General features: G+C 70.1%; 26 protein-coding genes. 15 read left to right on the top strand and 11 right to left on the bottom strand.

The window, feature by feature from the left end; translation table 11 throughout:
• The first annotated feature begins 150 nt into the window (after positions 1 to 150).
• From flgF to flgH, 4 genes are read left to right on the top strand one after another with little or no spacing between them, the layout of a single operon-like run.
• Positions 151 to 891, top strand: a complete 741-nt coding sequence (gene flgF, locus MFF40_RS09235; protein WP_147896360.1) for a flagellar basal-body rod protein FlgF — start codon at positions 151 to 153, stop codon at positions 889 to 891.
• Positions 892 to 905: 14 nt separating this feature from the next.
• The gene (gene flgG / locus MFF40_RS09230; RefSeq protein WP_007564701.1) at positions 906 to 1697 is read left to right on the top strand and encodes a flagellar basal-body rod protein FlgG; all 792 of its coding nucleotides are present in this window, start codon (positions 906 to 908) and stop codon (positions 1695 to 1697) included.
• A 34-nt stretch (positions 1698 to 1731) separates the two neighbouring features.
• The gene (gene flgA, locus MFF40_RS09225; protein ID WP_238260200.1) at positions 1732 to 2883 is read left to right on the top strand and encodes a flagellar basal body P-ring formation chaperone FlgA; all 1152 of its coding nucleotides are present in this window, start codon (positions 1732 to 1734) and stop codon (positions 2881 to 2883) included.
• Positions 2884 to 2914: 31 nt separating this feature from the next.
• The gene (flgH, locus tag MFF40_RS09220; RefSeq protein ID WP_147855644.1) at positions 2915 to 3661 is read left to right on the top strand and encodes a flagellar basal body L-ring protein FlgH; all 747 of its coding nucleotides are present in this window, start codon (positions 2915 to 2917) and stop codon (positions 3659 to 3661) included.
• Between the two features lie 6 nt (positions 3662 to 3667).
• Here the strand turns inward: flgH and MFF40_RS09215 are convergent, their stop codons facing one another.
• The 5 genes from MFF40_RS09215 to MFF40_RS09195 all read right to left on the bottom strand — a co-directional run bounded on the left by MFF40_RS09215 (position 3668) and on the right by MFF40_RS09195 (position 7961).
• Positions 3668 to 4966 (bottom strand): Gfo/Idh/MocA family protein, encoded by a 1299-nt coding sequence (locus tag MFF40_RS09215; RefSeq protein ID WP_238260199.1) that lies wholly within the window; start codon positions 4964 to 4966, stop codon positions 3668 to 3670.
• 83 nt (positions 4967 to 5049) lie between these two features.
• Complete coding sequence (locus MFF40_RS09210; protein ID WP_238260198.1) at positions 5050 to 5418, bottom strand: PilZ domain-containing protein; 369 nt, start codon at positions 5416 to 5418, stop codon at positions 5050 to 5052.
• A 100-nt stretch (positions 5419 to 5518) separates the two neighbouring features.
• Positions 5519 to 6277, bottom strand: a complete 759-nt coding sequence (locus MFF40_RS09205; RefSeq protein WP_238260197.1) for a phosphatase PAP2 family protein — start codon at positions 6275 to 6277, stop codon at positions 5519 to 5521.
• Positions 6278 to 6308: 31 nt separating this feature from the next.
• Positions 6309 to 6827, bottom strand: a complete 519-nt coding sequence (locus tag MFF40_RS09200; protein ID WP_238260240.1) for a 2'-5' RNA ligase family protein — start codon at positions 6825 to 6827, stop codon at positions 6309 to 6311.
• A gap of 27 nt (positions 6828 to 6854) precedes the next feature.
• On the bottom strand, positions 6855 to 7961 hold the full coding sequence (locus tag MFF40_RS09195; protein ID WP_147854797.1) for an SPL family radical SAM protein: 1107 nt from the start codon (positions 7959 to 7961) through the stop codon (positions 6855 to 6857).
• A 157-nt stretch (positions 7962 to 8118) separates the two neighbouring features.
• Here MFF40_RS09195 and MFF40_RS09190 point away from each other — a divergent pair, with 157 nt between their 5' ends.
• Positions 8119 to 9072 (top strand): alginate O-acetyltransferase AlgX-related protein, encoded by a 954-nt coding sequence (locus MFF40_RS09190; protein ID WP_147854787.1) that lies wholly within the window; start codon positions 8119 to 8121, stop codon positions 9070 to 9072.
• Here MFF40_RS09190 and MFF40_RS09185 read toward each other — a convergent pair.
• The gene (locus MFF40_RS09185; RefSeq protein WP_147854788.1) at positions 9066 to 9290 is read right to left on the bottom strand and encodes a hypothetical protein; all 225 of its coding nucleotides are present in this window, start codon (positions 9288 to 9290) and stop codon (positions 9066 to 9068) included. The two genes, MFF40_RS09190 and MFF40_RS09185, sit on opposite strands and share 7 nt — an antisense overlap.
• A gap of 235 nt (positions 9291 to 9525) precedes the next feature.
• On the opposite strand from MFF40_RS09185, the gene MFF40_RS09180 reads away from it, so the two are divergent.
• The 6 genes from MFF40_RS09180 (at position 9526) to MFF40_RS09155 (ending at position 14005) form a co-directional block, all read left to right on the top strand.
• Positions 9526 to 10500, top strand: a complete 975-nt coding sequence (locus MFF40_RS09180; RefSeq protein WP_238260196.1) for a glutathione S-transferase family protein — start codon at positions 9526 to 9528, stop codon at positions 10498 to 10500.
• A gap of 104 nt (positions 10501 to 10604) precedes the next feature.
• The gene (locus MFF40_RS09175; RefSeq protein WP_147854790.1) at positions 10605 to 11072 is read left to right on the top strand and encodes a hypothetical protein; all 468 of its coding nucleotides are present in this window, start codon (positions 10605 to 10607) and stop codon (positions 11070 to 11072) included.
• Between the two features lie 72 nt (positions 11073 to 11144).
• On the top strand, positions 11145 to 12059 hold the full coding sequence (gene trxA, locus MFF40_RS09170) for a thioredoxin (RefSeq protein WP_238260195.1): 915 nt from the start codon (positions 11145 to 11147) through the stop codon (positions 12057 to 12059).
• 61 nt (positions 12060 to 12120) lie between these two features.
• Positions 12121 to 12786, top strand: a complete 666-nt coding sequence (locus MFF40_RS09165) for an LON peptidase substrate-binding domain-containing protein (protein ID WP_147854792.1) — start codon at positions 12121 to 12123, stop codon at positions 12784 to 12786.
• Positions 12787 to 12799: 13 nt separating this feature from the next.
• Positions 12800 to 13006 carry a Trm112 family protein gene (locus tag MFF40_RS09160; RefSeq protein ID WP_147854793.1) on the top strand — a complete coding sequence of 69 codons (207 nt, stop codon included), beginning with the start codon at positions 12800 to 12802 and terminating at the stop codon, positions 13004 to 13006.
• 609 nt (positions 13007 to 13615) lie between these two features.
• Positions 13616 to 14005: a hypothetical protein gene (locus MFF40_RS09155; RefSeq protein ID WP_147854794.1), complete on the top strand. Its 390-nt coding sequence runs from the start codon at positions 13616 to 13618 to the stop codon at positions 14003 to 14005.
• Positions 14006 to 14011: 6 nt separating this feature from the next.
• Here the strand turns inward: MFF40_RS09155 and MFF40_RS09150 are convergent, their stop codons facing one another.
• The 5 genes from MFF40_RS09150 to MFF40_RS09130 form a co-directional block, all read right to left on the bottom strand.
• Positions 14012 to 14374 carry a SpoIIAA family protein gene (locus MFF40_RS09150; RefSeq protein WP_147854795.1) on the bottom strand — a complete coding sequence of 121 codons (363 nt, stop codon included), beginning with the start codon at positions 14372 to 14374 and terminating at the stop codon, positions 14012 to 14014.
• 77 nt (positions 14375 to 14451) lie between these two features.
• Positions 14452 to 16638: a primosomal protein N' gene (locus tag MFF40_RS09145; RefSeq protein ID WP_147896355.1), complete on the bottom strand. Its 2187-nt coding sequence runs from the start codon at positions 16636 to 16638 to the stop codon at positions 14452 to 14454.
• A gap of 64 nt (positions 16639 to 16702) precedes the next feature.
• Positions 16703 to 17866 (bottom strand): MFS transporter, encoded by a 1164-nt coding sequence (locus MFF40_RS09140; RefSeq protein WP_147896354.1) that lies wholly within the window; start codon positions 17864 to 17866, stop codon positions 16703 to 16705.
• Positions 17867 to 17983: 117 nt separating this feature from the next.
• On the bottom strand, positions 17984 to 18151 hold the full coding sequence (locus tag MFF40_RS09135) for a hypothetical protein (protein ID WP_187277909.1): 168 nt from the start codon (positions 18149 to 18151) through the stop codon (positions 17984 to 17986).
• Between the two features lie 46 nt (positions 18152 to 18197).
• On the bottom strand, positions 18198 to 18800 hold the full coding sequence (locus MFF40_RS09130) for a PAS domain-containing protein (RefSeq protein WP_147857146.1): 603 nt from the start codon (positions 18798 to 18800) through the stop codon (positions 18198 to 18200).
• 533 nt (positions 18801 to 19333) lie between these two features.
• Here MFF40_RS09130 and MFF40_RS09125 point away from each other — a divergent pair.
• Genes MFF40_RS09125 through MFF40_RS09110 form a run of 4 tightly spaced genes read left to right on the top strand, consistent with a single transcriptional unit; the run spans position 19334 to position 22161 of the window.
• A complete protein-coding gene (locus tag MFF40_RS09125; RefSeq protein WP_147857147.1) occupies positions 19334 to 20242 on the top strand; it encodes an alpha/beta hydrolase in 909 nt (302 codons plus the stop codon).
• Positions 20243 to 20252: 10 nt separating this feature from the next.
• Positions 20253 to 21074: an AraC family transcriptional regulator gene (locus MFF40_RS09120; protein ID WP_210249474.1), complete on the top strand. Its 822-nt coding sequence runs from the start codon at positions 20253 to 20255 to the stop codon at positions 21072 to 21074.
• A 59-nt stretch (positions 21075 to 21133) separates the two neighbouring features.
• On the top strand, positions 21134 to 21601 hold the full coding sequence (locus MFF40_RS09115; protein WP_147896353.1) for a nuclear transport factor 2 family protein: 468 nt from the start codon (positions 21134 to 21136) through the stop codon (positions 21599 to 21601).
• Positions 21602 to 21612: 11 nt separating this feature from the next.
• Positions 21613 to 22161, top strand: coding sequence for a TetR/AcrR family transcriptional regulator (locus MFF40_RS09110; protein WP_238260194.1), 549 nt, complete (start codon positions 21613 to 21615; stop codon positions 22159 to 22161).
• The last annotated feature ends 2 nt before the right edge of the window (positions 22162 to 22163 follow it).

The following is a 22163-nucleotide window of genomic DNA, read 5'->3' as shown; positions in this document are numbered from 1 at the left end:
CCGCGGCGCAGCCCCGACCTATCCGGGTGGTTACCGACGCCTCGCGCAAATCGCTCCACTTGCAAGCAAATTTGTCTTTTCGGACGTTGGCACAGCGGATGCTGAATGGATCGTTGCCGCCACCGCGGCACGCGAGTGTCAGAGTCCACGATGCAGAATGCCCTCTTCGTCGGCGTGTCGAGCCAAGTGGCGCTTCAGCGCGAGCTGGACGTCATCTCCAACAACATGGCGAACGTCTCGACCACCGGCTTCAAGGGCCGGAGCACGCGGTTCCAGGAATACCTGATGCCGGTGGCGAGCGCGGATTCGTTCGCCCGCCCCGATAGGCGCCTTTCCTACGTCATCGACCAGGGCACGACCCTGGACCTGGGGCAGGGGCCGATCGAGCAGACCGGCAACCCGCTCAACGTCGCCGTGAAGGGCTCGGCCTTCATCGCGGTGCAGTCGCCGCAGGGCGAGCGCTACACCCGCAACGGCGCCTTCGAGATCGACCCGACCGGCGCGCTGGTGACCAGCGACGGCTACAAGGTCGTCGGCGACGGCGGGCCGATCACCATCAACCAGCAGGAGACCGGGCTGACGATCGGCCTCGACGGCACCGTGTCGACCAACCTCGGCATCCGCGGCAAAATCAAGCTCGTCACCTTCGCCAACCCGCAGCGGCTCACCAACGAGGGCGGCAACCTCTACGCGTCGCCCGAGCCGGCGCGCGCGGCCGGGCTCGACGGTCGCCTGGAATCCGGCGCGCTGGAGCGTTCGAACGTGCGCCCGGTGATCGAGATGACCCGGCTGATGGACGTGAACCGCTCCTACGCCATGGTGTCGAGCATGATCAGCCGGCTCGACGACCTGCGGGGCACGGCGATCCGCCGCCTCGCCGACGTCGCGTAAGGGGGGCTCGACCGATGCGCGCCCTCTACTCAGCCGCCACCGGCATGGCGGCCCAGGAACTGAACGTCCAGGTCATCTCGAACAACATCGCGAACCTGCGGACCACCGGCTACAAGCGCCAGCAGGTGCACTTCCAGGATCTGCTCTACCAGAACCTGCGCCGGGCCGGCTCCTCGACCTCGGAGCAGAACACCCAGCTCCCCGCCGGCCTCGCCCTCGGCTCGGGCGTGAAGACGACCTCAACCGCCCGCGTGATGTCGCAGGGCACGCTGAGCTCGACCGAAAAGGATTACGACGTCGCGGTCCGCGGCGAGGGCTTCTTCCGGGTGACGCTGCCGGATGGCCGCACCGCCTATTCCCGAGACGGCTCGTTCGACCTGTCGGCCACCGGCCAGCTCGTCACCCGCGACGGCTACCTGCTCGATCCGGCGATCACCGTGCCGCAGACGGCGACCGCGGTGACGATCAGCGCCACCGGCGCCGTCCAGGCGACGCTGCCCGGGCAGACCGCGCCGCAGGCGCTGGGCCAGTTCCAGCTCTCGCGCTTCGTCAACAAGGTCGGCCTCGAATCGATCGGCGACAACCTGTTCATCGAGACGGCGGCCTCGGGGCCGGCGATCAGCGGCCTGCCGGGAGCGGAAGGGTTCGGTAACCTTCAGCAGAGCTATTTGGAAGAGGCGAACGTGAACGCCGTCACCGAGATCTCGTCGCTGATCGCCGCGCAGCGCGCCTACGAGATGAACTCGAAGGTCGTGACCGCCGCCGACCAGATGCTCTCCACCACCTCGCAGATGTTCCGCAGCTGACCGCGCGTCCTGCCCTCACTTCAGGTCTCCGATCATGTATGCCGGCTCCCAGATCGATCTTGCCGACCTGCCCCTCGTCAGCACGGCGACGGACGAGAGCGACCTCAGCCCGATCGTCCGCCGGGCCCGCCCGCGGGTGGCGCTCCCCGGCGCCGCGGTTCTGATGCGCGCGGCGCTCGCCTTCCTGACCTTCGCGGCGATCGGCGCCCTGGCGATCCCGGCGATGGCCCAGACCGTACCGCCGCAGAGCGAGTCTCAGAAGGCGCAGCCGCGCCTGCGCGGCGACGTGACCGCCCGTGGCGACGTGCTCGCCCTGTCCGACCTCGTCGAGGGTGCGCCGGACGCGCTCGCCGCGCGGCCGTTGTTCCGCTCGCCTGCGCTGGGCGCCACCGGCACGATCCAGACCCGCCGCATCGTCGAGGCCGCCGCCGCCCTGGGCCTGACCGGCCTGGAGACCGGTGGCCGGATGCAGATCGCCGTGCAGCGCGCCGCGCGACGTCTGGGACCGCCGGATCTGGAGGCCGCGCTCAAGCGCGCCCTGGAGACGGGCTACGGCCTCGATCCACACAGCGTGGCCGTCCGCTTTGACGGCGACGGCCCGACCCTGCTGGCGCCGGTCGACCTCGCCGGACAGGCCACGGCCCTCGACCTGACCTACGATCCGCGCTCCCGCCGGGTCACGGGGCTCGTCAGCCTCGGTGAGCGGCAGGCTTCGCTCCGGGTCTCGGGCGTGGTGGTCGAACTGCGCGAGGTGGCGGTGCTGACCCGATCGCTCAACCGGGGCGATCCGGTGCGAGACGGCGACCTCGTCGTCGAGCGCCGCCCCCGCGAGATGGTCGCGGCCGACGCGCAGGCCGGCGCCGCGACGGTCCTGGGTGAGGTCGCCCAGCACGCGTTGCCGGCCGGCACGGTACTGCGGGTCTCCGACACCGCCCTGCCGGAGCTGGTCGCCCGGGGCGAGAGCGTGACCATCGTGTACGAGACCGCCAGCGTCAGCCTGTCGATGCGGGGGCTCGCCAACGAGGCCGGTCGGATGGGCGCGGTCGTCAACGTCGTGAACGTGGCCTCGAAGAAGGTCCTCCAGGCCACCGTGATCGGCCCCGGCCGGGTCTCGGTCGGCCCCGCCCCCACGGCTCAGCAGGCCGCCGCGGCCCCGCAAGTCCAGGCGACGGCGTCCCTGCGCTGATCGCCCATCCGATGCGTCAACGAGTTTCCCGATGACCAGCCGCCTTGCCCTGACCCCGCTCGTCGCCGTGCTGTTTGCCGGCCTTGGGGCCTGCAACACAGCCGACCGGCTGTCCCAGGTCGGCGCCACCCCGGCGCTGTCGGCGATCGAGGATCCGACCACCCAGCCGGGCTACAAGCCGGTCCGGATGCCGATGCCCGACGTGCAGCCGGTCTCCTACGCGCCGAACTCGCTCTGGCGCACCGGCTCCCGGGCGTTCTTCAAGGATCAGCGCGCGGCCCGGCTCGGCGACCTGCTGACCGTGAAGGTCAACGTCACCGACAAGGCCAACATCAACAACGAGACCAAGCGGTCCCGGGCCAACACCGAGAGCTTCGGCCTGCCGAACGCCCTGGGGCTGGAGAACAACGCCGTCGGCAAGTCCTTCGGCGTCGGCAGCACCGCGCTGCTCGCCGCCACCTCGGCCACGGCCAACGACGGCGCCGGCTCGGTCCAGCGGGCCGAGACCGTGACCACCAACGTCGCCGCGGTGGTCACGCAGGTGCTGCCCAACGGCAACCTGGTGGTCGAGGGCAAGCAGGAAATCCGCGTCAACTTCGAGGTCCGCGAGATGGTGGTGGCCGGCGTGGTCCGGCCGGAGGACATCGAGTCCGACAACACCATCGACTCGACCAAGATCGCCCAGGCCCGCATCGCCTATGGCGGCCGCGGCCAGATCACCGACGTGCAGCAGCCCCGTTACGGCCAGCAGATCGTGGATATCCTGCTGCCGTTCTGAACGCGCTCAGCTCGGCTCCTCCGGCTCCGGCCCGCGGGTCACGTCGAGGCCGGAGGCGGCCCCCGCGGGGGGCCCGACCTTCACCGGCGCACCGGTGCGCGCGGCCTCGTAGATCGCCTCCATCAGCACCTGGTCCTGCAACCCCTCCTCGCCGGGGGTGCGGGGCCGCAGGTTCTCCTGGATGCATCGGGAGAAGTGGTCCATCTCGAGGGCGAACTGGTTCTTGGGGCTCAGGACCTTCTCGTCGCGGGCGCCGTTCTTGCCGTCGCGGTGGGACACGAACAGGCGCTGGCCCTCGTACGCGAAGGCGTTCTGCAGATCGACCGTGGCGCCGCCGGTGTGCAGCATCAGGCTGCGGGCCTCGTACACGCCGTAGCTCGACGTGCATTGCGCGATCACCCCGGACGGGAAACGCATCGTGAAGGTCACCGTCTCCTCGACCTCGCGGAACTTCGGGTCGTCGGGCGGGGAGTGGATCTGGGCCTGGATCAGGTCGGGCTCCTCACCGAGGACGGCCCGGGTGGTGTTGAGGCAGTAGAGCCCGATATCCGGCAGCGAGCCGCCGCCCGCGAGCGCCTTCTTGAGCCGCCACTGCTCGGGTAGCCCACTGGTCTGGCCGTTGAAGGCCTGGATCATCCGGGGACGGCCGAACTCGCCTGAGCGGGCGAGCTTGATCACCGCGCGGTTATGGGGCTCGTACTGGCAGCGATAGGCGATCATCAGCTTGACGTTGGCTTGGTTGCAGGCCGCGATCATGTCGCGGCATTCCTGCGACGCGACCGCCATCGGCTTCTCGCAAAGCACCTGCTTTCCGGCCGCCGCCGCGGCCAGGACGTTGTCGCGGTGCACGCTGTTGGGCGTCACGATGTAGACCGCCTGGATTGAGGCATTGGCCTTCAGCCGGTCCCACTCATCGTAGCCGTAGGCGGCATCCTCGGGCAGCCCGTATTGTCGTGCCACGAGCTTGGCCTTGTCGGGGGTGCCCGACATCACCGCGGCCAGCCGCGAGCGCTTGGTAGCCCCGAAGGCCGGCAGGATCTCGTCGAGGCTCAAACGCCCGAGGCCGACGACGCAATAGCCGACCCGCTGACCCGGAGGTTGCGGCGCCGGGCTCGGTGCCGGCGGCCGATCGGCCGGGCCGCGCCAGTTCGGGAACATCACGCGCCCGCCCTGGACCGCCCCGGTATCCGCCGGAACCGCCGGGCCGGGCTGGGCCGCCTGGGCCGGGCTGCCGAGGCCGGCACCAGCCAGGGCGCCTCCCGCGGCCAGGAGGGTGCGTCGTGAGAGCCGGGTGTCGTCCGCCATGAGCCTCGCCGTTTCGCTGAATCCTGGTCACGACACCGAATCGCCGCCGCGTGGCACGAACGTCCGCGATCGACGCTGTCCCGTCAGTGAACGCCGGCTGGTGCCCGGTCGTTTCCAGACAGCAGCGCGGCGCGCAGACGCGCGACCTCCGACTTGCTGTCGGCCAGACGACGGGCGACGACCTCCGGCTCGGACGCCGCCCGCGTCGCCTCGAAACCGAGGCCGATCATCGTGCCCGCCCGCCACGCCACCCAGGCGCGGCGGGTCTCGTTGCGGCACGGGATGAACAGGTCGAAGCAATCCGGCAGCGTCACCTTGGGCAGGACGCCGATCCTGGCGCCGCCGAGGGAAACGTCGCGCACGATGCAGTCGGTGTCCGGCAGGAAGGCAGCGGTCCGAACGCGTCCGCCCAGGCAGACGCGGCGGCGGGCGGTTTGGCGACGCTCGATCACGATCGCTGTCCTCAGGTTATCGGTCGTTCCGACAACCTCGATTCAGGCCCAAGGGCACCCTGAGGCCCACCTTAACCTCCGGTTTACTTTAATCGCCCGGTCAGGCGGGCGGCGGGGGATCGGGCGCCTCCACCTCGCCCCGCCGCTGAAGCTGGAGGGCGACGAACCAGCACAGCGATGCCCAGGCCGCGCCGATGCACCAGCCGGCCAGTACGTCGCTCGGCCAGTGCACGCCGAGATAGATCCGGCTGAGCCCGACCAGCAGCGTCAGGCCGACCCCGAGCCCAAGCACCAGGGCCTTCGCGCTGCGATTGCGGTCGAGCCGGGCGATCAGGGTCGCCAGGGTCAGGTACGCGATGGCCGACATGGTGGCGTGGCCGCTCGGGAAGCTCGCCGTGAACACCTCCATGCCGTGCGGGACAAGGTCCGGCCGGGGCCGCTGGTAGAACAGCTTCAGCACCGTCGAGATCAGCTCACCGCTGCCGACCGCGGCGAGCACGAACACGCTGATCCGCCGGCGTCCGGAAACCGCCAGGTAGGCCGCCACCGCGCAGGTCAGGAACAGCACCGTGAAGACGCTGCCGAGCCCGGTGATGTCGCGCATCGTCTCTTCGAGCCAGGGCGGCCCGATCGGATCGGATAGGTCGGCGGGATTGCGCAGGGCCAGCAGGATCTTGCGGTCCAGGGCCGCGGTCGAACCTTCGCCGACCTCGTGGGCGAGGTAGAAGAAGCCGTAGCCGAGGATGCTGACCCCAAGCAGAGCCACGAGGGGCCCGACCTCGTTCAGCCGCAGGCGCAGCCAGACCGACATCGCGCGTCCGGTCAGGGGATTGCGCTGCAGGGCATCCGGCGCCCTCATGGCGCTCCCCTGCCGGTCAGCGTGAGAACCATCAGGCATTCTCCCCGAAGGCCAGCGTGGCGACGGGCTCCCAGGGACCGCCGAGATAGCGCCACAGTCGCGTCGCGGGCGCGGTGAAGTGGAACGGCGCGAAGCCGGCCGCCAGGTCGGCGTGGAGCGCCCGGGCCTTGTCGGGGGTGACCTTGTTTTGCACGGTCACGTGCGGCCGCCAGCCCTGCCGGTCCTGCGCGGTGAGGTAGGGCTCAAACGTCTTCGCCAGCCGCGCCCGGAAGTGCGACAACGACTCGGATTTGAGGACGTAGGCCACGCCCCGGCCAGTGAAGCGCAGACCCGTGACGGCGACTCCCGGGGCCGGAACCGTGCGGGCCAGCGTCGTCACCGCCTCGATCACGCCGCGCTCCCGGTCCCCCGGCAGGTGGTGGAACAGCGTCGCATGAGCGGGAATGAAGTTCAGGGCCTCCGGAAAGTTGCGTCGGCGCTCGCCGTCGAATCGCGCGAAAGTCGGCTCGTCGAAGGCGAGCGTCAGGATCAGGGGGGCCGCGTCATGCATGAGACGTGACATGGAGCCCGAACCGGCTCAGGTCCAGTAGAGCACCCGCGCGGCCGGTAGATCGCGGGCGAGGCGATCCGTGAGATGCGCGCGCATCGCCTGCATCAGGGGCTTCGGGAAGACGTGCTTCACGGTGCCGAACTTGGTGCGCTTCTCCACGCGGTCGGCCTCGTCGAGGGGTAAGTCCGAGCCCGGGTACCAGCCGCGCAGGACCGCCTTCGAGATCGGCGTGAAGCGGTGGGTGATGAGTTCGGCGGTCAGGTCCAGATCAGGGATGCCGGCCAGCGCGTCGGCGGCATCGCGGATCAGTCCGGCATAGGCCGCCTCCCAATCGGGCACCGGAATGATCGGCGCGATGGTCAGGCCCACTGGATAGCCGGCCCGGGCCATCGCGCCCATGGCGGCCAGCCGCGCGTCGAGCGGGTCGGTGCCGCCCTCGTAGCGGGAAGCGGGACGGGCATTGACCGAGAAGCGGATCCGCGTGCGCCGGTTATGCGGCAGGTCGAGGAGTGGGGCGACGGCGGCGAATTTCGTGGTGAAGCGCAGCTGCACCGGCGCGTCCCAGGCACCGAAATGCCGGATCGCCGCCGAGAGCGAGCCGGTGAGATGCTCGATGCCCAGAGGATCCGTGTAGCAGGACGCCTCGAAGGTCGTGCCTTCGTGGGCGCGCTCCGTTGAGGCGGAGGTCACGGCACCCTGGCCGGCATAGGCCGCCAGGTTGTCCAGGATTGCATCGAGATTGGCGTAGGCCCGGGTCACGGGCGGCCCCTGGAGCGAGCCGGCGAGGTAGCAATACTGGCAATGGGCCGGGCAGCCCTCCGCGAGGTCGAAGCGCCAGTCGGCCGAGGGCGGGATCGGCTGCAGCCGCAGCTTCGTCGGCGGCGCTACCGTGATGGCGAGGGTCGCCTTGGCGGCGGTGTAGGCCCGGCGCGGATCTGCGTCGCGTAGGCCGGTGAGGCGGTTTGCGGCGAGCCGCTCAACCGGCAGCCCCATCGCCTCGGCCCGCGCCACAATGGCACGCCCATGCGCGAAATCCAGCGCGGCCGGGGTCACCAGCACCCGGCGCGGACGCCAGAGGCGGGCCGGACGGGTACGGGCCGAGTCTCGGCTTTCGGCCGGCGAGGGGGCGGGCATCAGGGCGGCGCTGGACGACATGTCGGTCGAACGCGTGCGATCCCGGACGGGTCCGGCCTCGGCGCCCCGGCAGCGTGCGGCCGAAGCGCTCGTCGGGCCGTCGGCCCGGCACCGTTCCCGATTGCAAGGTGGTCGGGAACGGCTCTAAAGCACCGCCATGGCTGCAGGCAGGGAAAGCGTACATGTCGGCCGCGACGGATGGCTGTTCCTCATCGGCGGCACCAACCGCGTCCTGGACCGCTACCGGGGCGGGTTGCGGCACTGGCTGCTGCTGCGCGGCTGGACGCGACTGATCGAAGCCCGGGCCCGGCGCGCGGAGCGCCTCGGGATCCGCTGCCTGCATGTGATCGTTCCGGAGAAGCTGTCGGTCTACGACGACAAGACCGACGGGCTGCGCTACGCCCCGGGCAAGGCTTCCACCCGCCGCCTAGCTCGGCGCCTGGCCCGGCATCCGGCCTATCTCGATCTCCTGGCGCCCCTCCGGGCCGGGCGCGACGGCCCGGTTCCGCTCTACCTCCGGACCGACACGCACTGGACCATCCAGGGCTGCCTCCTGGCCTATCGCGAGATCATGCGCGCGCTCGGGTCGATCCCGCCGGCCGATATCGGCGCGCGCCCGCAACTCGTCACCGAAGCCGTGATGGATCTCGGCGAGAAGCTCAGCGAACGTCCGCGGGAGCGGCTGGAGCGGTTCATGCTGCTGCGCGACGCCAAGCGGGTCGAGATCGGCCCGCTGCTCGCCGCCTACGAGGCGCAGGGGCGCGACCGGGAAGCCCATGTCGGCGCCCACGTCGTCTTCCGGAACGAGACGGAGGACGCCGACCCACGCCGCCTCGTGCTGTTCGGCGATTCCTGCGCACATTTCGACCCGTTCCTGCTGACCGGGCTGCTGGCCGAAAGCTTCCGCGAGGTTCACTTCGTCTGGTCGGCCAGCCTCGATTGGGGCTACATCGAACGCGTGCGCCCCGACATCCTGCTGTTCGAACTGGCCGAGCGATTCCTGGCGCGGCTCCCGCGGGACGATTTCGACGTGGCGGTCTCGGGCCAGCGCGGGACCGGCGGGCGCCTCGCCCAGATGAACGGCGCCGGGCGCGCCGCCGCAGCTCAGTAGATCGCCGGATCCAGTCTAGCGAACTCGGTGATGCTGGCCCCCTGATACTTGACGAAGGATTCGGGGGCGCAGGCGATCCCGATCATCAGCACAAGCAGGGTGGCAACGCAGGCGAGCGTCGCCGTGACCACGTCCGCATGCCGCCGAAGGGTGTGGATCAGCAGGCACCCCAGGGTGAACAGGGCCGCCTCAGCGACGGGCACCAGCGCGAACGACATCTCTCAGCTCCATCCAGTCTCCCGCCGGGCCATGAGCGCTGTGATTGCGCAGCAGCGGGCGGGTGGCCGGAAAATGGCCGATTATGTTGCGCTGCAACAGAAGTAAGTGCGCAAGCCTGCGTTGCACGAGGCTCGGGCGCAGACCGGAACCGGGCGTGAGGACGCCGCCTGCCCCTTTCCGCAGACGCACGGGCTCCCATCTCGCCCTGGTGACCATCTGAACCGGGACATCACCATGGGCCTCCTCGTCGACGGCGTCTGGCGCGACCAGTGGTACGACACCGCCTCGACCGGAGGTCGGTTCGAGCGGAAGGCCTCGTCCTTCCGCAATTGGGTGACCGTCGACGGCGCGCCTGGTCCTTCAGGGGAGGGCGGCTTCAACGGCGAGCCCGGGCGCTACCACCTCTACGTCTCGCTGGCGTGCCCGTGGGCCCACCGCACCCTGATCGGGCGCGCGCTCAAAGGCCTGGAGGAGGCGATCACCGTCTCGGTGGTGGATCCGCATATGGGCGCCGAGGGCTGGGTGTTCGGCGACACCCCGGGGGCGACGCCGGATCCGATCCATCACGCCAACCGCCTCTACGAAGTCTATTTGGCGGCGGATCGGTCCTATACCGGCCGCGTCACGGTACCGGTGCTATGGGACCGCGAGCGCGGCACCATCGTGTCGAACGAATCCGCCGAGATCCTGCGCATGCTCAACGGTGCGTTCGGGGGGACCGGGCCGGACCTGTACCCCGAGGACCTGCGCACCGAGATCGACGCGATCAACGAGCGGGTCTACGACCGGGTCAACAACGGCGTCTACAAGGCCGGCTTCGCCACCGCGCAGGACGCCTACGCGGCAGCCTTCGAGGCGCTGTTCGCCGAACTCGACGCGCTGGAAGAGCGCCTCGACCGGGGCCGCTATCTTTGCGGCGCCAGGCTGACCGAGGCCGATATCCGCTTGTTCACGACGCTCGCGCGGTTCGATGCCGTCTATGTCGGGCACTTCAAATGCAACCGTCGCCGGATCGCGGACTATCCAAATCTGTCGAACTATCTGCGCGACCTCTACGCGCTTCCCGGTGTCGCCTCGACGGTCGATCTCACGCACATCAAACGGCATTATTACGAGAGCCACCCGACTATCAATCCGACCAGGATCGTACCGCTCGGTCCGGAACTGGATCTGACAGCACCTAACGACCGCGCTCTTCGGTTCGCTTGAAGGTTCGCTTGAACGGAGATCGATCAAGCTTGGCAGACCCGCCTCCCTCGACAGACCGCTCCGAACGCCTAGTTCGACGGCAAACGGAGGAGACCCGGCCCGCCATGAGAAACCGACTGCGCCTCGCATTGCTCTGCGCTCTCCTCGGCCTCCCCTGCACGGCGCACGCGCAGGCCGCGCTCCGGCTCGAAGGGTCGTGCGAGAAGCTCATCGTCAACGGGCAGGATCTCAGCGCGTCTTGCAGCGGCGTGCTGATGAACGCCGTGAACCGCAACCGCACGAGCTTCGACTTCTCCGCCAAGGATGGCCAGACCGTCAGCTTCAGCGGCAACGGTGCCCAGCAGGAGGCGACCGAGGAAACCGACCCGCTTCAGCCGATCAACCTGGTGATGGTGGGCAAGGACGGGACGCCGACGCTGGCGATCGGCGCCTGCCGCTTCTCCGCCCCGGAGCCGGGCCGTACCGCGATCACCTGCGAGGCCAGCACGTCGGACGGGCGCACCTTCGCGGGAACCTTCGTGACGGCCGCCAAAGCTGCGGAGAAGGGGACACCCGGGGCGCCTGCCCGGTGAGTTTGGGCTGGTCAGACCCCGTTCGAAGCCCCATCTAAGGCGCTCCACGAAAAAAGTTCCGAAGCCAGGCCAATGCTGAATGACACCCTTGCCGGCGGCCCCGCCCCGGCCGGCGACACCGATGCCCTGATCAAGGACACGACCACCGCGGGCTTCCGGCAGGACGTCATCGCCGAGTCGATGCACCGGCCGGTCCTGGTCGATTTCTGGGCGCCGTGGTGCGGCCCCTGCAAGCAGCTCACGCCCGTCTTGGAGAAGGTGGTCAAGGCGGCCAAGGGCGCCGTCGCCTTGGTCAAGATGAACATCGACGACCATCCCTCGATCGCGGGCCAGCTCGGAATCCAGTCGATCCCGGCGGTGATCGTGTTCCAGAAGGGCCAGCCCGTCGATGGCTTCATGGGCGCGGTGCCGGAGAGCCAGATCAAGGATCTGATCGACCGCGTCGCGGGCCCAGCCCAGGATCCGGTCGAGCTGGCGCTCGCGGACGCCGCCGCCCTGATCGAGGAGGGCGACCTCGCGGGCGCCTCCGAGATCTACGCCGCAATCCTGGAGCAGCAGCCCGACAACGTCGCGGCGCTCGCCGGCTTGGCGAAGATGCAGCTCGACGCGGGCGAGATCGAGAACGCCAAGCGCGTGCTGGCGATGGTCCCGGAGGCCAAGGCCGCCGACCCGGCCCTCACCGGCGTCCGTGCCGCCCTGGAACTCGCCGAGCAGGCTGCCTCGCTCGGCGACCTCGCGGGGCTGCAGCGGGAGGTCGAGGCCAATCCGGACGCCCACCAGGCACGGTTCGACCTCGCCCTGGGTCTCGCCGCCGCGGGCGAGCGTGGACAGGCGGTCGATCACCTGATCGAGCTGCGCAAGCGCGACAAGGAGTGGAACGAGGATGCGGGGCGCAAGCAGCTCCTGCAGTTCTTCGAGGCCTGGGGCGTGATGGATCCCGACACGATCCGGGGCCGGCGCAAGCTCTCGGCGCTCCTGTTTTCGTAACATTACGGCTCGCCCTGGGGCGGATATGCCGCCCCAGCATCAGGCCCATCCGGGAGGCGCCATGAGCACCCATGCGAGCTACAAGGGCCCGGCGGATTGCCCCGCCGTCATCCCGGTCTTTCCGCTGCCTGGCGCGCTGCTGCTGCCACGCGGCCAGATGCCTCTGAACATCTTCGAGCCGCGCTACCTGTCGATGATCGACGACGCGATGCGCACGGATCGGGTGATCGGGATGATCCAGCCCGATCCGGAAGGGTCGGGGGCGGCGAACCCCAAGCTCTACCGTGTCGGCTGCGCCGGGCGGATCACGCAATACGCCGAGACCGGCGACGGCCGTTACCTCGTCTCGCTGACCGGTATCAGCCGGTTCCGGGTCGAGAGCGAGCTGGCCTCCACCAGCACCTACCGCCGCTGCCATGTCTCCTACGAAGACTTCGCGGTGGACTTCGAGCCGCGGGCGGGCGAGGAACAGGTCGACCGCGACGGCGTCCTCAAGGCGTTGCGCGACTTCGTGGAATCGAACGATCTGAAGGTGGATTGGGACGGGATCGACGAAGCGCCGGACGAGGCGCTGGTCAACGCCCTCTGCATGATGAGCCCGTTCGGCGTCCGCGAAAAGCAAGCGATGCTGGAGGCCCCCGACCTGAAAACCCGGGCGGAAATCCTGATCGCGGTCACGCAGATGGAACTGGTTCGCGGCTCCGGCCCCGAGCCGACGATGCAATAGGCTCGCACGACCGATGACCAACGACCTCACAACCACCGTCGAGGCGACCCGCGTGGACCCCAAGCTCCTCGAGATCCTGGTTTGTCCGCTGACCAAGGGCACGCTCGAATACGATTCCGCCCGCCAGGAGCTGATCAGCCGCTCGGCCAAGCTGGCCTACCCGATCCGCGACGGCATCCCGATCATGCTGCCGGAAGAGGCGCGCTCGCTGACGGATTGAGGGCCGAGGTCAGGATTACGCAACTGGATCGGTTTGGCCGCGCTACTCTTTGAGCCTCAGTTTCCTTCTCGCTTCTTGTTCGAACTACAGCCTAGCAGGTCTTGAAGCACAGGCGCTCCTGCCAGCCGCGGGGTGCCCCTTATCCCGTGCGCGAGAAGGTTGGGGTAAGAGACGAAATCTTTCCGGAAAAGGCGCATCCCTCGCCCTGTCCCTCTCCCGCACGGGAGGGGGACCCACGCCGCATCCTGAGATGCGTGCGACCGGGAACCCCGGAGGTTGGTACGCGGGCGCCTCAACGGCTTTCATCCATCAGCGATCTGAGCTCTGAGAGCTGACCTGGCGGACCATTGCCGCGAGTCAGGATGTGCATCGCTCACGATACGGTGTTCGCATGAACGCCCGCCCGCTGCGCCAATACCGCCAAGCAATCGCAAAACGCAGCGTGGCTATTCCTGCGCCATCCGCCCGCGGATCCTGATCTCACCTCAAAAATACGTGCGGCCATACTCTTGCCGCTTCTCTCATTCAGCATCGTGTCATCCTCCATCGACGAGTGTGACCCGGCGCGCCATGACGGGCGGCACGCGCTTTGCTGAAAGAGATACCTGCATGATCAAGCTGGTCGCCGCCGCGGCTCTCGCCGCCGGCCTGTCCTCCGGCGTATCGCCGTCGGCCCATGCCGCACAGGGCGCGAACAACGGGACGTGGTCGGTGGAACTCGTGACCGAGAGCGGCCTGTGCAGCGCCCGCTACACCTACGCCCTGGCGATCCGCGGGGGCCAAGTGCAGCTGGTCTCGGGCGAGGCGGGGGCCCGGGTGAGCGGCCATGTCGGCGCCGACGGCAGCGTCGGGCTCGCCGTCACCAACGGGACGGCGAGCGGGACTGGAACCGGGCGGCTTCAGGCCGGCACCGGCTCGGGCACTTGGAAGGTCGCCACCCTGTGCTCCGGCCGCTGGACCGCGCGGCGCAGGAACGACCGCACCGCGCAGGCCGACTGACGACGGTCAGGCGGCGCCGGCGAGCCAGGTCCGCGCCTCGGCGAGGCGGGCGCGCTCAAACACCTTGATCTGGGTCGGCGAGACGAAGTTGAAGGTCTCGGCCAACGCCTTCAGCCAGGGCGCATCCGTCACCAGGGCGACGTGGCTGACGCTCTTCATCATCGAGATGCCGAAGCGCGGGTCCTTGAAGAAGGCCGCCGGCTCCATGCCCTCGAAGGCGCGGATATCCTCGAGCAGCTTGATCTTGCCGCCCTTGTCGAGGTCCGCCTTCATGGCATTCATCGCGGCGTTCATCTCCTCGTCGGAGATCTTGCCGTCGACCACGATCTCGGCGACGTTCGAGTCCGGCGTCTTGGTATAGCTCAGCACTGATCGCTCCTCCGGGAACCGCACGCGTCCCGCCGCCGGGTTCCGGCCGCGGGTCCGCTGCCCGTGGCCGCACTGTCTTACAAAAAGCTCTGCGGGTCGACATCGATCGCGACCCGGACGTTGCCGCGCACCTTCGGGCCGCGGGCGATCCAGGCGCGCAGATAGGTCTGCATGTCGATGTTGCGCTCGGTCTTCACCAGCAGCCGGAAGCGGTAGCGGCCCCGGACCAGGGCGAGCGGCGCCTCTGCGGGCCCCAGAACCATCACACCCTCCGGCGGGTCGGCGGCGCGGGCGAGCGCCTGTCCGTGCGCCTCGGCGACCTCCCGCTCGGCGGCCGAGACGATCAGCGCGGCGAGCCGCCCGAACGGCGGCAGGCCCGCCGCCTCGCGGGCGTGGATCTCCTCCTGATAGAAGCGCTCCGCATCCCCCGACAGCAGCGAGGCGATCACCGGGTGCTCGGGCTGGTAGGTCTGGACCAGCGCCCGCCCGGGCTTGTCGCCGCGCCCGGCCCGGCCGGTGACCTGTTGGAGCAGCTGGAAGGTGCGCTCCGCCGCCCGGGGATCGCCCGAGGTCAGGCCGATATCGGCGTCCAGCACCCCGACCAGGGTGAGGCTCGGGAAGTTGTGGCCCTTCGCCACCAGCTGCGTGCCGATGACGAGGTCGCATTCCCCGGCCGCCACCGCCTCCAACTCCTGGCGCAGCCGGTCGGCACCGCCGGGAAAGTCGCTCGACAGGACGACGATGCGCCGGTCCGGGAACAGCCCGGCGGCCTCTTCGGCGATCCGCTCGACGCCCGGGCCGCAGGCCGTCAGGTTGTCGAAGGTACCGCACTCGGTGCAGGCCTCAGGCCGCCGCTCGGTGTAGCCGCACTGATGGCAGACGAGGGCGCGCCGGAACCGGTGCTCCACCAACCAAGTCGAGCAGTTCTTGCACTGGTAGCGGTGCCCGCACGCCCGGCACAGGGTCAGTGGCGCGTAGCCCCGGCGGTTGAGGAACAGCAGCGCCTGCTCGCCGCGCTCCAGGGTGTGCTTAACAGCGTTGACCAGCGGCGGGCTGAGGAAGCGGCCCCGCTCGGGCTGGTCCTTGCGCATGTCGATGGCGGCGATGTCGGGCAGGCGTCGTCCGCCGAACCGCTCCGGCAGCAGCACGTGGCGGTAGCGCCCGCGCGCCGCGTTCACCCGGGTCTCGATCGACGGCGTCGCCGAGGCCAGCACCACCGGGCAGCCCTCCAAGCGCCCGCGCACCACCGCCATGTCGCGGGCGTGGTAGTGGACGCCGTCCTCCTGCTTGTAGGCGGCCTCGTGCTCCTCATCGACCACGATCAGGCCGAGGCGGGCGAACGGCAGGAACAGCGCCGAGCGGGCGCCGACAACCACCAGAGCCTCGCCGGCCGCCACCGCGGCCCGCAGGCGCTCGCGGCGCTTGCCGCCGATGCCGGAATGCCAGGCCGCCGGCCGGACCCCGAAGCGTTGGGCGAACCGGTCGAGGAACTGCGCCGTCAGGGCGATCTCGGGCATCAGGATCAGCGCCTGCCGCCCAGTTCGGATACAGGCCGCGACCGCCTCGAAATAGACCTCGGTCTTGCCCGAACCGGTGACCCCCTCGAGCAGGATCGGCCGGTTGTCGGCCGCCTCTGCGTCGGGTTGCAGCCACGGAAACGGCTCGACCAGTTCCGTCACCGCCCCCGCCTGGGCGGGCGAAAGCGGCGTGCGCGGAAAGTCGGGATCGGGCGGCAGGGCGACCGGCTCGGGCTCGACCGCGATGGTCTCCAGGACGCCGTCATCGATCAGGCCGTCGATCACCGAGAGCGAGACCCCGGCCTCCTTGGCGAGCGCGCTCTTGCCGCGCAGCACCCGGTCGGCCGCCGTCGCCACGACCTTAGCCCGTGCCGCGGTCGGCCGTGAGGGCGGCTTGTCGGTGAGGCGCACCGCGACCCGGGCGGTCTCGGCGGCGGCGGCCTCGTCGGGCAGGCGCAGCACCATGGCGAGCGCCGAGCCCTTCGGGGCGAGGGTGTACCGGGCGATCCAATCGACCAGGCTGCGCAGCGGCTCCGAGAGGGGTGCGTAGGGCAGGGTGCCAGTCACGGGGCGCAGGTTCGATCCGCCGGCCGTCTCGGCCAGACCCCAGACGACGCCCACGATCTCGCGAGGCCCGAGTGGCACCTGCACCACGTCGCCGACCGCGAGGTCGAGGCCGCCGGGCACGGCGTAGCTGTAGGGCGCTTCGAGCGCCAGCGGGATCAGGATCTCGGCGACAAAGGGCATGCGGGTGTATCGGGCGGGTCCGTTCCGGGTCCGTACCACAGGGCCGGGAAAAGAACCCGCGGCTTCAGCCGTCGCGCAGGCCCGGCACCAGCGGCAGGGCGACGAGGCTCAGGGCCGCCATCGCCCAGAAGGCCGGCGCCCCGAACGCGCCGAAGAGCGCGCCGGAGGCCAGCGTCGCCAGCACGCCGGACAGGCCGAGGCCGAGGGTCCCGTAGAGCGCCAGCGCGGTGGCCCGGCGTTCCGGGGGCGTCGCGGCTTCGATCAGGCCGAGGCAGGCCAGATGCAGGAGGGCAAAGCTGAGCCCGTGCAGGAGTTCCGCGGCGGCAAGGACGGGGATCGCGGTCGTCGAGGCGAGCGCCGCCCAGCGCAGGGCGCCGGCCAGCGCCGCAACCGCGATTCCGGCCGGGAGCCCGATCCGTGCCAGGAGCCAGGGGCCGACGAGCAGGAACACCAGCACCTCGGCCGCCACCGATCCGGACCAGAGCAGCCCGGCGGTGCCGGCTCCGATCCCGGCGCCGCGCCACAGGATCATGGCGAAACCGTCGTGCATGGCGTGGGCGCCGACCACCAGCGAAGCCGCGAAGACCACGCGCAGGAAGCGCGGCAGCCGCAGCAGATCGGCGAAGTTGTGCCATGGCATGGCGCCTTTCTTGGCGCCTTCGCGGATCGGCAGCGCCAGGGCCGCCCCCGAAGCGGCGATGAACAGGCCCCCGCTCGCCACCAGCGCGGCCCACAAGCCGGACGCGGCGATCAGCCAGCCGGCAGCGCCGGTGGCGATGATGAAGCCCGCCGAGCCGGCGGCACGGACCCAGCCATACTGGAAGACGGTCCCGCCCCGGGCGGCGGCGAGCGCTAGCGCGTCGGCCAGCGGCGCGGGCGCGGCGGTTCCGGCCGCGTACAGGAGGGCCGGCCCGAGGAGCTGCCAAAAACCGACGCCGGGCAAATGCGCGAGGACGGCCAGACCCGCGAGCGCGACGCTCGCCGCCAGGACGGGACGGCCGCCTCGGCTCCGGTCGGCGAAAGCGCCGGCCAGCGGGCCGACTACCAGCCGGAGGGCGCCGGCGGCGGCCAGGAGGGCGCCGATCTGCCCCGGCTCCAGCCCCCGCGCCGCAAGAAAACCCGGCAGGATCGGCGAGAGGAAACCGTAGGCCCCGTAGAGGGCAGCGTACAAAACGAGGAAGCGGGACAGACCACCCCGCCGAGCGGTGTCGCGCGCGCCGGGATCCATCGGGGCAGCCTCGTCAGGATGCGGGCGGCGGGCAGGGCGGCATATAGGTCCGATCGAGGGGAGACTGAGGGCGCTCCGGCAACGGCCAGACAACAGTATCCGGGTCGCCGAATCAAATCACCGCTCCGGATGCACCGCCCGTTCAGCCGGGTCGACATTCAGCCGCCCGTACGCCCCCGAGTCATGCGATCGCACGGCCTTCGCGAGCGGCGCCTCGAAGCCGGCCCTATCGGTGTGTTGAAGGCCGATATCCTCGCCGAAGGCCGATCCGGTCCGCGCTTCCACGCGCGATCCTGTGCCAGGGCGCCGAGGAGCCAGCCTCTGCGATCCGTCAATGCCCACGCCGGCCGGCCGCGGCGGCGGGCGTCTTGGCGATGCTTTGCCCGAGGCGCAGCAGCAACATATCGATCAGCAATTGCAGCTCGGTATCCGCGACCCCTTCGAGCGCGTCGCGGCATTCGAGGGCGCGGTCGATGGCGACCGAGAGCGCATCCAGCGGCTCGACGGGCAACGGGGCGGCCTGCTCGTCCTCGAGCCGGCTGTCGGTCACGTCGATGATGATGCCGTGCCCCGTCCGCCGGCTCGACGCGCCCGCCGGCAGCCGGCCGCGGTCGAGGATCCACCGGACCTGGCCGGTTGGCGAGAGCGTGCGGTACTCGGCTACGAACAGGCCGCCGCGCTCGCGGACCGCCTGGAAGTGCCGCACCACCGCCGGCCGGTCCTCGGGATGGACGCAAGCCTTCGCGATCTCCAGCGGGATCGGACGCCCTGCGAGGCCGGGATCGCCTGCGAGCACGTCGGCGGCGCCCGCATCCAAGGTGCAGCGATCGGACCGGGGCGACCATGACCAGGCGCCGATCACGCCGGACGCGTCGAGGGCTGCCGACAGATCCACCGGCAGGCCGCGCGGGCGCTTGATCGCGTCGACAACCATGGGCGATCTCCGAAACCGGCGTGCCCCTCGCACGCATTCTTCGCAGTCATACAACCCATGATGGAATTAAGAGGCGGTTAACTCAACACCGCAACCTCAATGCTCTCCCGGTCATTCTACTGATGGATTGAGGTTATTCCCGCCGACCGACGAACCATCCCCGGTTTCGCGCCATGTCGATGGACGCGCATCGGTTGTAGTTCCCGGGCGAGCTTCAGCCGATCTGCGTGACCAGCGTGAACGCGCCGAACAGCAGCACAGCCCCGACCACGACCGCTAGAAGAATGAGCGCGGCCCGCGATTCCTGAATGTCCGGCGCCATGAGCCTCCCCGATCGTATCACCCGTTCCTCCGGGCCGCGCTCCGCGGCGCTTTGATTGCCAGCGTTGCACCGATCGGCTTGGCTGTCGATGGTGGACGACGCCACCGGGCGACACGGATCTCTGGCCGAAACGGCGCCGTCTTTGACTGGATTCACCGCGCCCACCTAAGCATGGTCCGGCACGATGCCTCGGCGAACGAGGGGGGGACCGATGCGAAGCGATATCGAGTTCGGTTCGGAGGGTCGGACCTTGCGGGGCTGGCTCTACCGGCCGGAAACACCGGCGGGAGCGTCCGTTGCGGCCGTGGTGATGGCCCACGGCTTCTCGGCGGTGAAGGAGCAGTATCTCGATCGGTACGCGGAGATCTTTGCGGCGGCGGGCCTCGGCGTCCTGGTCTACGACCACCCCCATTTCGGCGCCAGCGACGGACTGCCCCGCCAGGAGGTCGACCCGACCGTGCAGAAGCGCGGGTACCGGGATGCGATCAGTTTCGCGCAGACGATCCCGTGGATCGATCCGGACCGGATCGGGATCTGGGGCACCAGCTTCAGCGGGGGCCACGTGATCGAGGTCGCGGCGATCGACCGCCGGGTCCGATGCGTCGTCGCGCAGGTGCCGCAGATCAGCGGTTCGCTCTCGGCGCAGCGCCGGACCCGGTCCGATCTCGTCCCGGCCCAGTTGCGCCGCTTCGAGGCCGACCGCGCCGCGCGCTTCCGCGGCGGGGAGCCGGCCATGCTGCCGGCGGTGTCGAACGATCCGCTCCAACCCTGTGCGATGCCGGGACAGGACGGCCACGCCTTCTTCACCGGCACCCAAGCCTTCGCGCCGGCCTGGCGGAACGCAGTGACGCTGCGCAGCGCCGAACTATCCCGCGAGAACGAGCCGGGCGTGCACATCACCCGGATCAGCCCGACGCCGCTGCTGATGATCGTGGCCGAGGACGACGCTCTCACGGCCACCGACCTGTGCCTGGAGGCCTATCAGCGTGCCCTGCCGCCCAAGAACCTCATGATGGTGCCGGGCGGCCATTTCGACCCCTATCTCCGGCACTTCGACCGCACCAGTGGAGCCGCCCGCGATTTTCTCGTGGCTCATCTCGGCGCGGAACCGGCGGCCTGACGACCGGATCGTGTTCGGTCCTCCTGCCTTCCGCGGCCCGACAGTGATCTGCCTCGGCCGCGACTACCCGGATGGCGGGATCGTCGGCCCGCATTGTCACGCCCGCGCACAGCTAATCTACGCGATTGCCGGGGTGATGGAGATCCGCGCGGCGGGCAGCCTGTGGCTCGTTCCGCCGCAGCGCGCGCTGTGGGTCGGGGCCGGCGTCGAACACGCCATGCGCGCCCGCGGCGCCGTTTCGCTCCGGACCTTTTACGTCGCCGACCATGCCGTGCCGGCCGCGTTGCCGGCCGCGCCGACCGGCCTCGCGATGACGCCGCTCCTGCGCGAGCTGATCCTGCGGGCGATCCGCGACGCCGGGGCGGGCGATCGGGACGGACGGCGGGGGCGCTTGTTCGAGGTCCTGCTCGACGAGGTGGCCGCGCTCCCGCATTGCCCGCTCCGCTTGGCGATGCCGGACGACCCGCGGCTCCGGCGCGTCTGCGACGCGGTCCTGGCCCATCCCGGCGACCGGCGGAACATGGCGGCACTCGCCCGGGCTGCTGGGGCCTCGCCGCGAACGCTGGCGCGGCTGGCGGAGCGCGAGCTGGCAGTCCCGTTCTCGGTCTGGCGGCAGCAGGCCCGGGTCCTGGCCGCACTGCCGATGCTGGTCGGGGGCGGATCGGTCGCCGAGACCGCGGCCGCTTTGGGATACGACACGCCGAGCGCCTTCGCTGCGATGTTTCGGCGGATCATCGGAACGGCTCCGGCCGCCTATCGGGCCCAGGGCGCGGATTCCGTCGTCGCCTTCGGACGAGCCCTACAGATGCGCGAGGCCGGCCGTTCCGGTTGACGCGGGCTCGCGGTGCGTCCACATCTGTACCGATCGGTACAAACTGCGAGGATACGCCCATGTCGGACCGCCCGCCTTTGCCGCCCTTCACTTCGGAGACCGCCGCCCAGAAGGCCCGCATGGCCGAGGATGCCTGGAACGGGCGTGATCCCGAGCGGGTGTCGCTCGCCTACACGCAGGAGAGCGTGTGGCGGAACCGGAACGAATTCCTGTCGGGGCGCGCGGCGATCGTCGCGTTCCTGCAGCGCAAGTGGGCGCACGAGCTCGAATACCGGCTGATCAAGGAACTCTGGACCTGCGGCGGGGACCGGATCGCCGTGCGCTTCGCCTACGAGTGGCACGACGCGGCCGGGCAATGGTTCCGCTCCTACGGCAACGAGAACTGGGAGTTCGACGCGCACGGGCTGATGCGCCGCCGGCTCGCCAGCATCAACGATCTGGCGATCGCCGCCGCCGACCGGAAGTTCCACTGGCCGCTCGGCCGGCGCCCCGACGATCATCCGGGCCTGAGCGATCTCGGCCTCTAGACCCGGTGACGATGCTGACCGAAACGCTGCCGGTGCTCGCGGAGGTGTTTCGCGAGCGCGGCTACGCGGGCGCCAGCCTGGCGCTGATCGGCAAGGCCACCGGCCTGGGCAAGGGCAGCCTGTATCACCTGTTCCCGGGCGGCAAGGCCGAGATGGCGGCCTGCGTGCTCGCCGAGATCGACGCGTGGTTCGAGGCCAATCTGTACCGGCCGCTGCGCGAGGCGGACCGGCCCGAGACCGCGATCTCGGACATGTTCACGGCGGTCCATACCTATTTCCGGTCGGGTCAGCGGGTCTGCCTCGTCGGCGTCCTCGCGCTCGGCAGCGACCGCGACCTGTTCGCCGAGGCGGTGCGGGGCTACTTCGCCCGCTGGATCGCCGCCCTCGCCGACGCCCTGCGGCGTGCGGGGCACGGTGAGGCGGCGAGCGTCGCGCTCGCGGAAGAGATCGTCGCGCAGATCCAGGGGGCGATCGTGCTGGCGCGGGCGCTCGACGAGCCGGCAGTCTTCGCTCGCGCGCTGGACGCGCTGCGGTCGCGGATCGCGACCGCAGCGGGCTGAGG

The sequence above is a fragment of the Methylobacterium mesophilicum genome (assembly GCF_022179445.1).
Taxonomy (GTDB): domain Bacteria; phylum Pseudomonadota; class Alphaproteobacteria; order Rhizobiales; family Beijerinckiaceae; genus Methylobacterium; species Methylobacterium mesophilicum.
This window is presented reverse-complemented; position numbering and strand designations above follow the sequence as displayed.

What these genes read in the sequence shown, in the direction of transcription:
- flgF (WP_147896360.1), top strand. Translation starts at nt 151, where the DNA reads ATGCAGAATGCCCTCTTCGTCGGCGTGTCGAGCCAAGTGGCGCTTCAG.
- flgG (WP_007564701.1), top strand. Translation starts at nt 906, where the DNA reads ATGCGCGCCCTCTACTCAGCCGCCACCGGCATGGCGGCCCAGGAACTG.
- flgA (WP_238260200.1), top strand. Translation starts at nt 1,732, where the DNA reads ATGTATGCCGGCTCCCAGATCGATCTTGCCGACCTGCCCCTCGTCAGC.
- flgH (WP_147855644.1), top strand. Translation starts at nt 2,915, where the DNA reads ATGACCAGCCGCCTTGCCCTGACCCCGCTCGTCGCCGTGCTGTTTGCC.
- MFF40_RS09215 (WP_238260199.1), bottom strand. Translation starts at nt 4,966, where the DNA reads ATGGCGGACGACACCCGGCTCTCACGACGCACCCTCCTGGCCGCGGGA.
- MFF40_RS09205 (WP_238260197.1), bottom strand. Translation starts at nt 6,277, where the DNA reads ATGAGGGCGCCGGATGCCCTGCAGCGCAATCCCCTGACCGGACGCGCG.
- MFF40_RS09200 (WP_238260240.1), bottom strand. Translation starts at nt 6,827, where the DNA reads ATGCATGACGCGGCCCCCCTGATCCTGACGCTCGCCTTCGACGAGCCG.
- MFF40_RS09195 (WP_147854797.1), bottom strand. Translation starts at nt 7,961, where the DNA reads ATGCCCGCCCCCTCGCCGGCCGAAAGCCGAGACTCGGCCCGTACCCGT.
- MFF40_RS09190 (WP_147854787.1), top strand. Translation starts at nt 8,119, where the DNA reads ATGGCTGCAGGCAGGGAAAGCGTACATGTCGGCCGCGACGGATGGCTG.
- MFF40_RS09185 (WP_147854788.1), bottom strand. Translation starts at nt 9,290, where the DNA reads ATGTCGTTCGCGCTGGTGCCCGTCGCTGAGGCGGCCCTGTTCACCCTG.
- MFF40_RS09180 (WP_238260196.1), top strand. Translation starts at nt 9,526, where the DNA reads ATGGGCCTCCTCGTCGACGGCGTCTGGCGCGACCAGTGGTACGACACC.
- MFF40_RS09175 (WP_147854790.1), top strand. Translation starts at nt 10,605, where the DNA reads ATGAGAAACCGACTGCGCCTCGCATTGCTCTGCGCTCTCCTCGGCCTC.
- trxA (WP_238260195.1), top strand. Translation starts at nt 11,145, where the DNA reads ATGCTGAATGACACCCTTGCCGGCGGCCCCGCCCCGGCCGGCGACACC.
- MFF40_RS09165 (WP_147854792.1), top strand. Translation starts at nt 12,121, where the DNA reads ATGAGCACCCATGCGAGCTACAAGGGCCCGGCGGATTGCCCCGCCGTC.
- MFF40_RS09160 (WP_147854793.1), top strand. Translation starts at nt 12,800, where the DNA reads ATGACCAACGACCTCACAACCACCGTCGAGGCGACCCGCGTGGACCCC.
- MFF40_RS09155 (WP_147854794.1), top strand. Translation starts at nt 13,616, where the DNA reads ATGATCAAGCTGGTCGCCGCCGCGGCTCTCGCCGCCGGCCTGTCCTCC.
- MFF40_RS09145 (WP_147896355.1), bottom strand. Translation starts at nt 16,638, where the DNA reads ATGCCCTTTGTCGCCGAGATCCTGATCCCGCTGGCGCTCGAAGCGCCC.
- MFF40_RS09140 (WP_147896354.1), bottom strand. Translation starts at nt 17,866, where the DNA reads ATGGATCCCGGCGCGCGCGACACCGCTCGGCGGGGTGGTCTGTCCCGC.
- MFF40_RS09130 (WP_147857146.1), bottom strand. Translation starts at nt 18,800, where the DNA reads ATGGTTGTCGACGCGATCAAGCGCCCGCGCGGCCTGCCGGTGGATCTG.
- MFF40_RS09125 (WP_147857147.1), top strand. Translation starts at nt 19,334, where the DNA reads ATGCGAAGCGATATCGAGTTCGGTTCGGAGGGTCGGACCTTGCGGGGC.
- MFF40_RS09115 (WP_147896353.1), top strand. Translation starts at nt 21,134, where the DNA reads ATGTCGGACCGCCCGCCTTTGCCGCCCTTCACTTCGGAGACCGCCGCC.
- MFF40_RS09110 (WP_238260194.1), top strand. Translation starts at nt 21,613, where the DNA reads ATGCTGACCGAAACGCTGCCGGTGCTCGCGGAGGTGTTTCGCGAGCGC.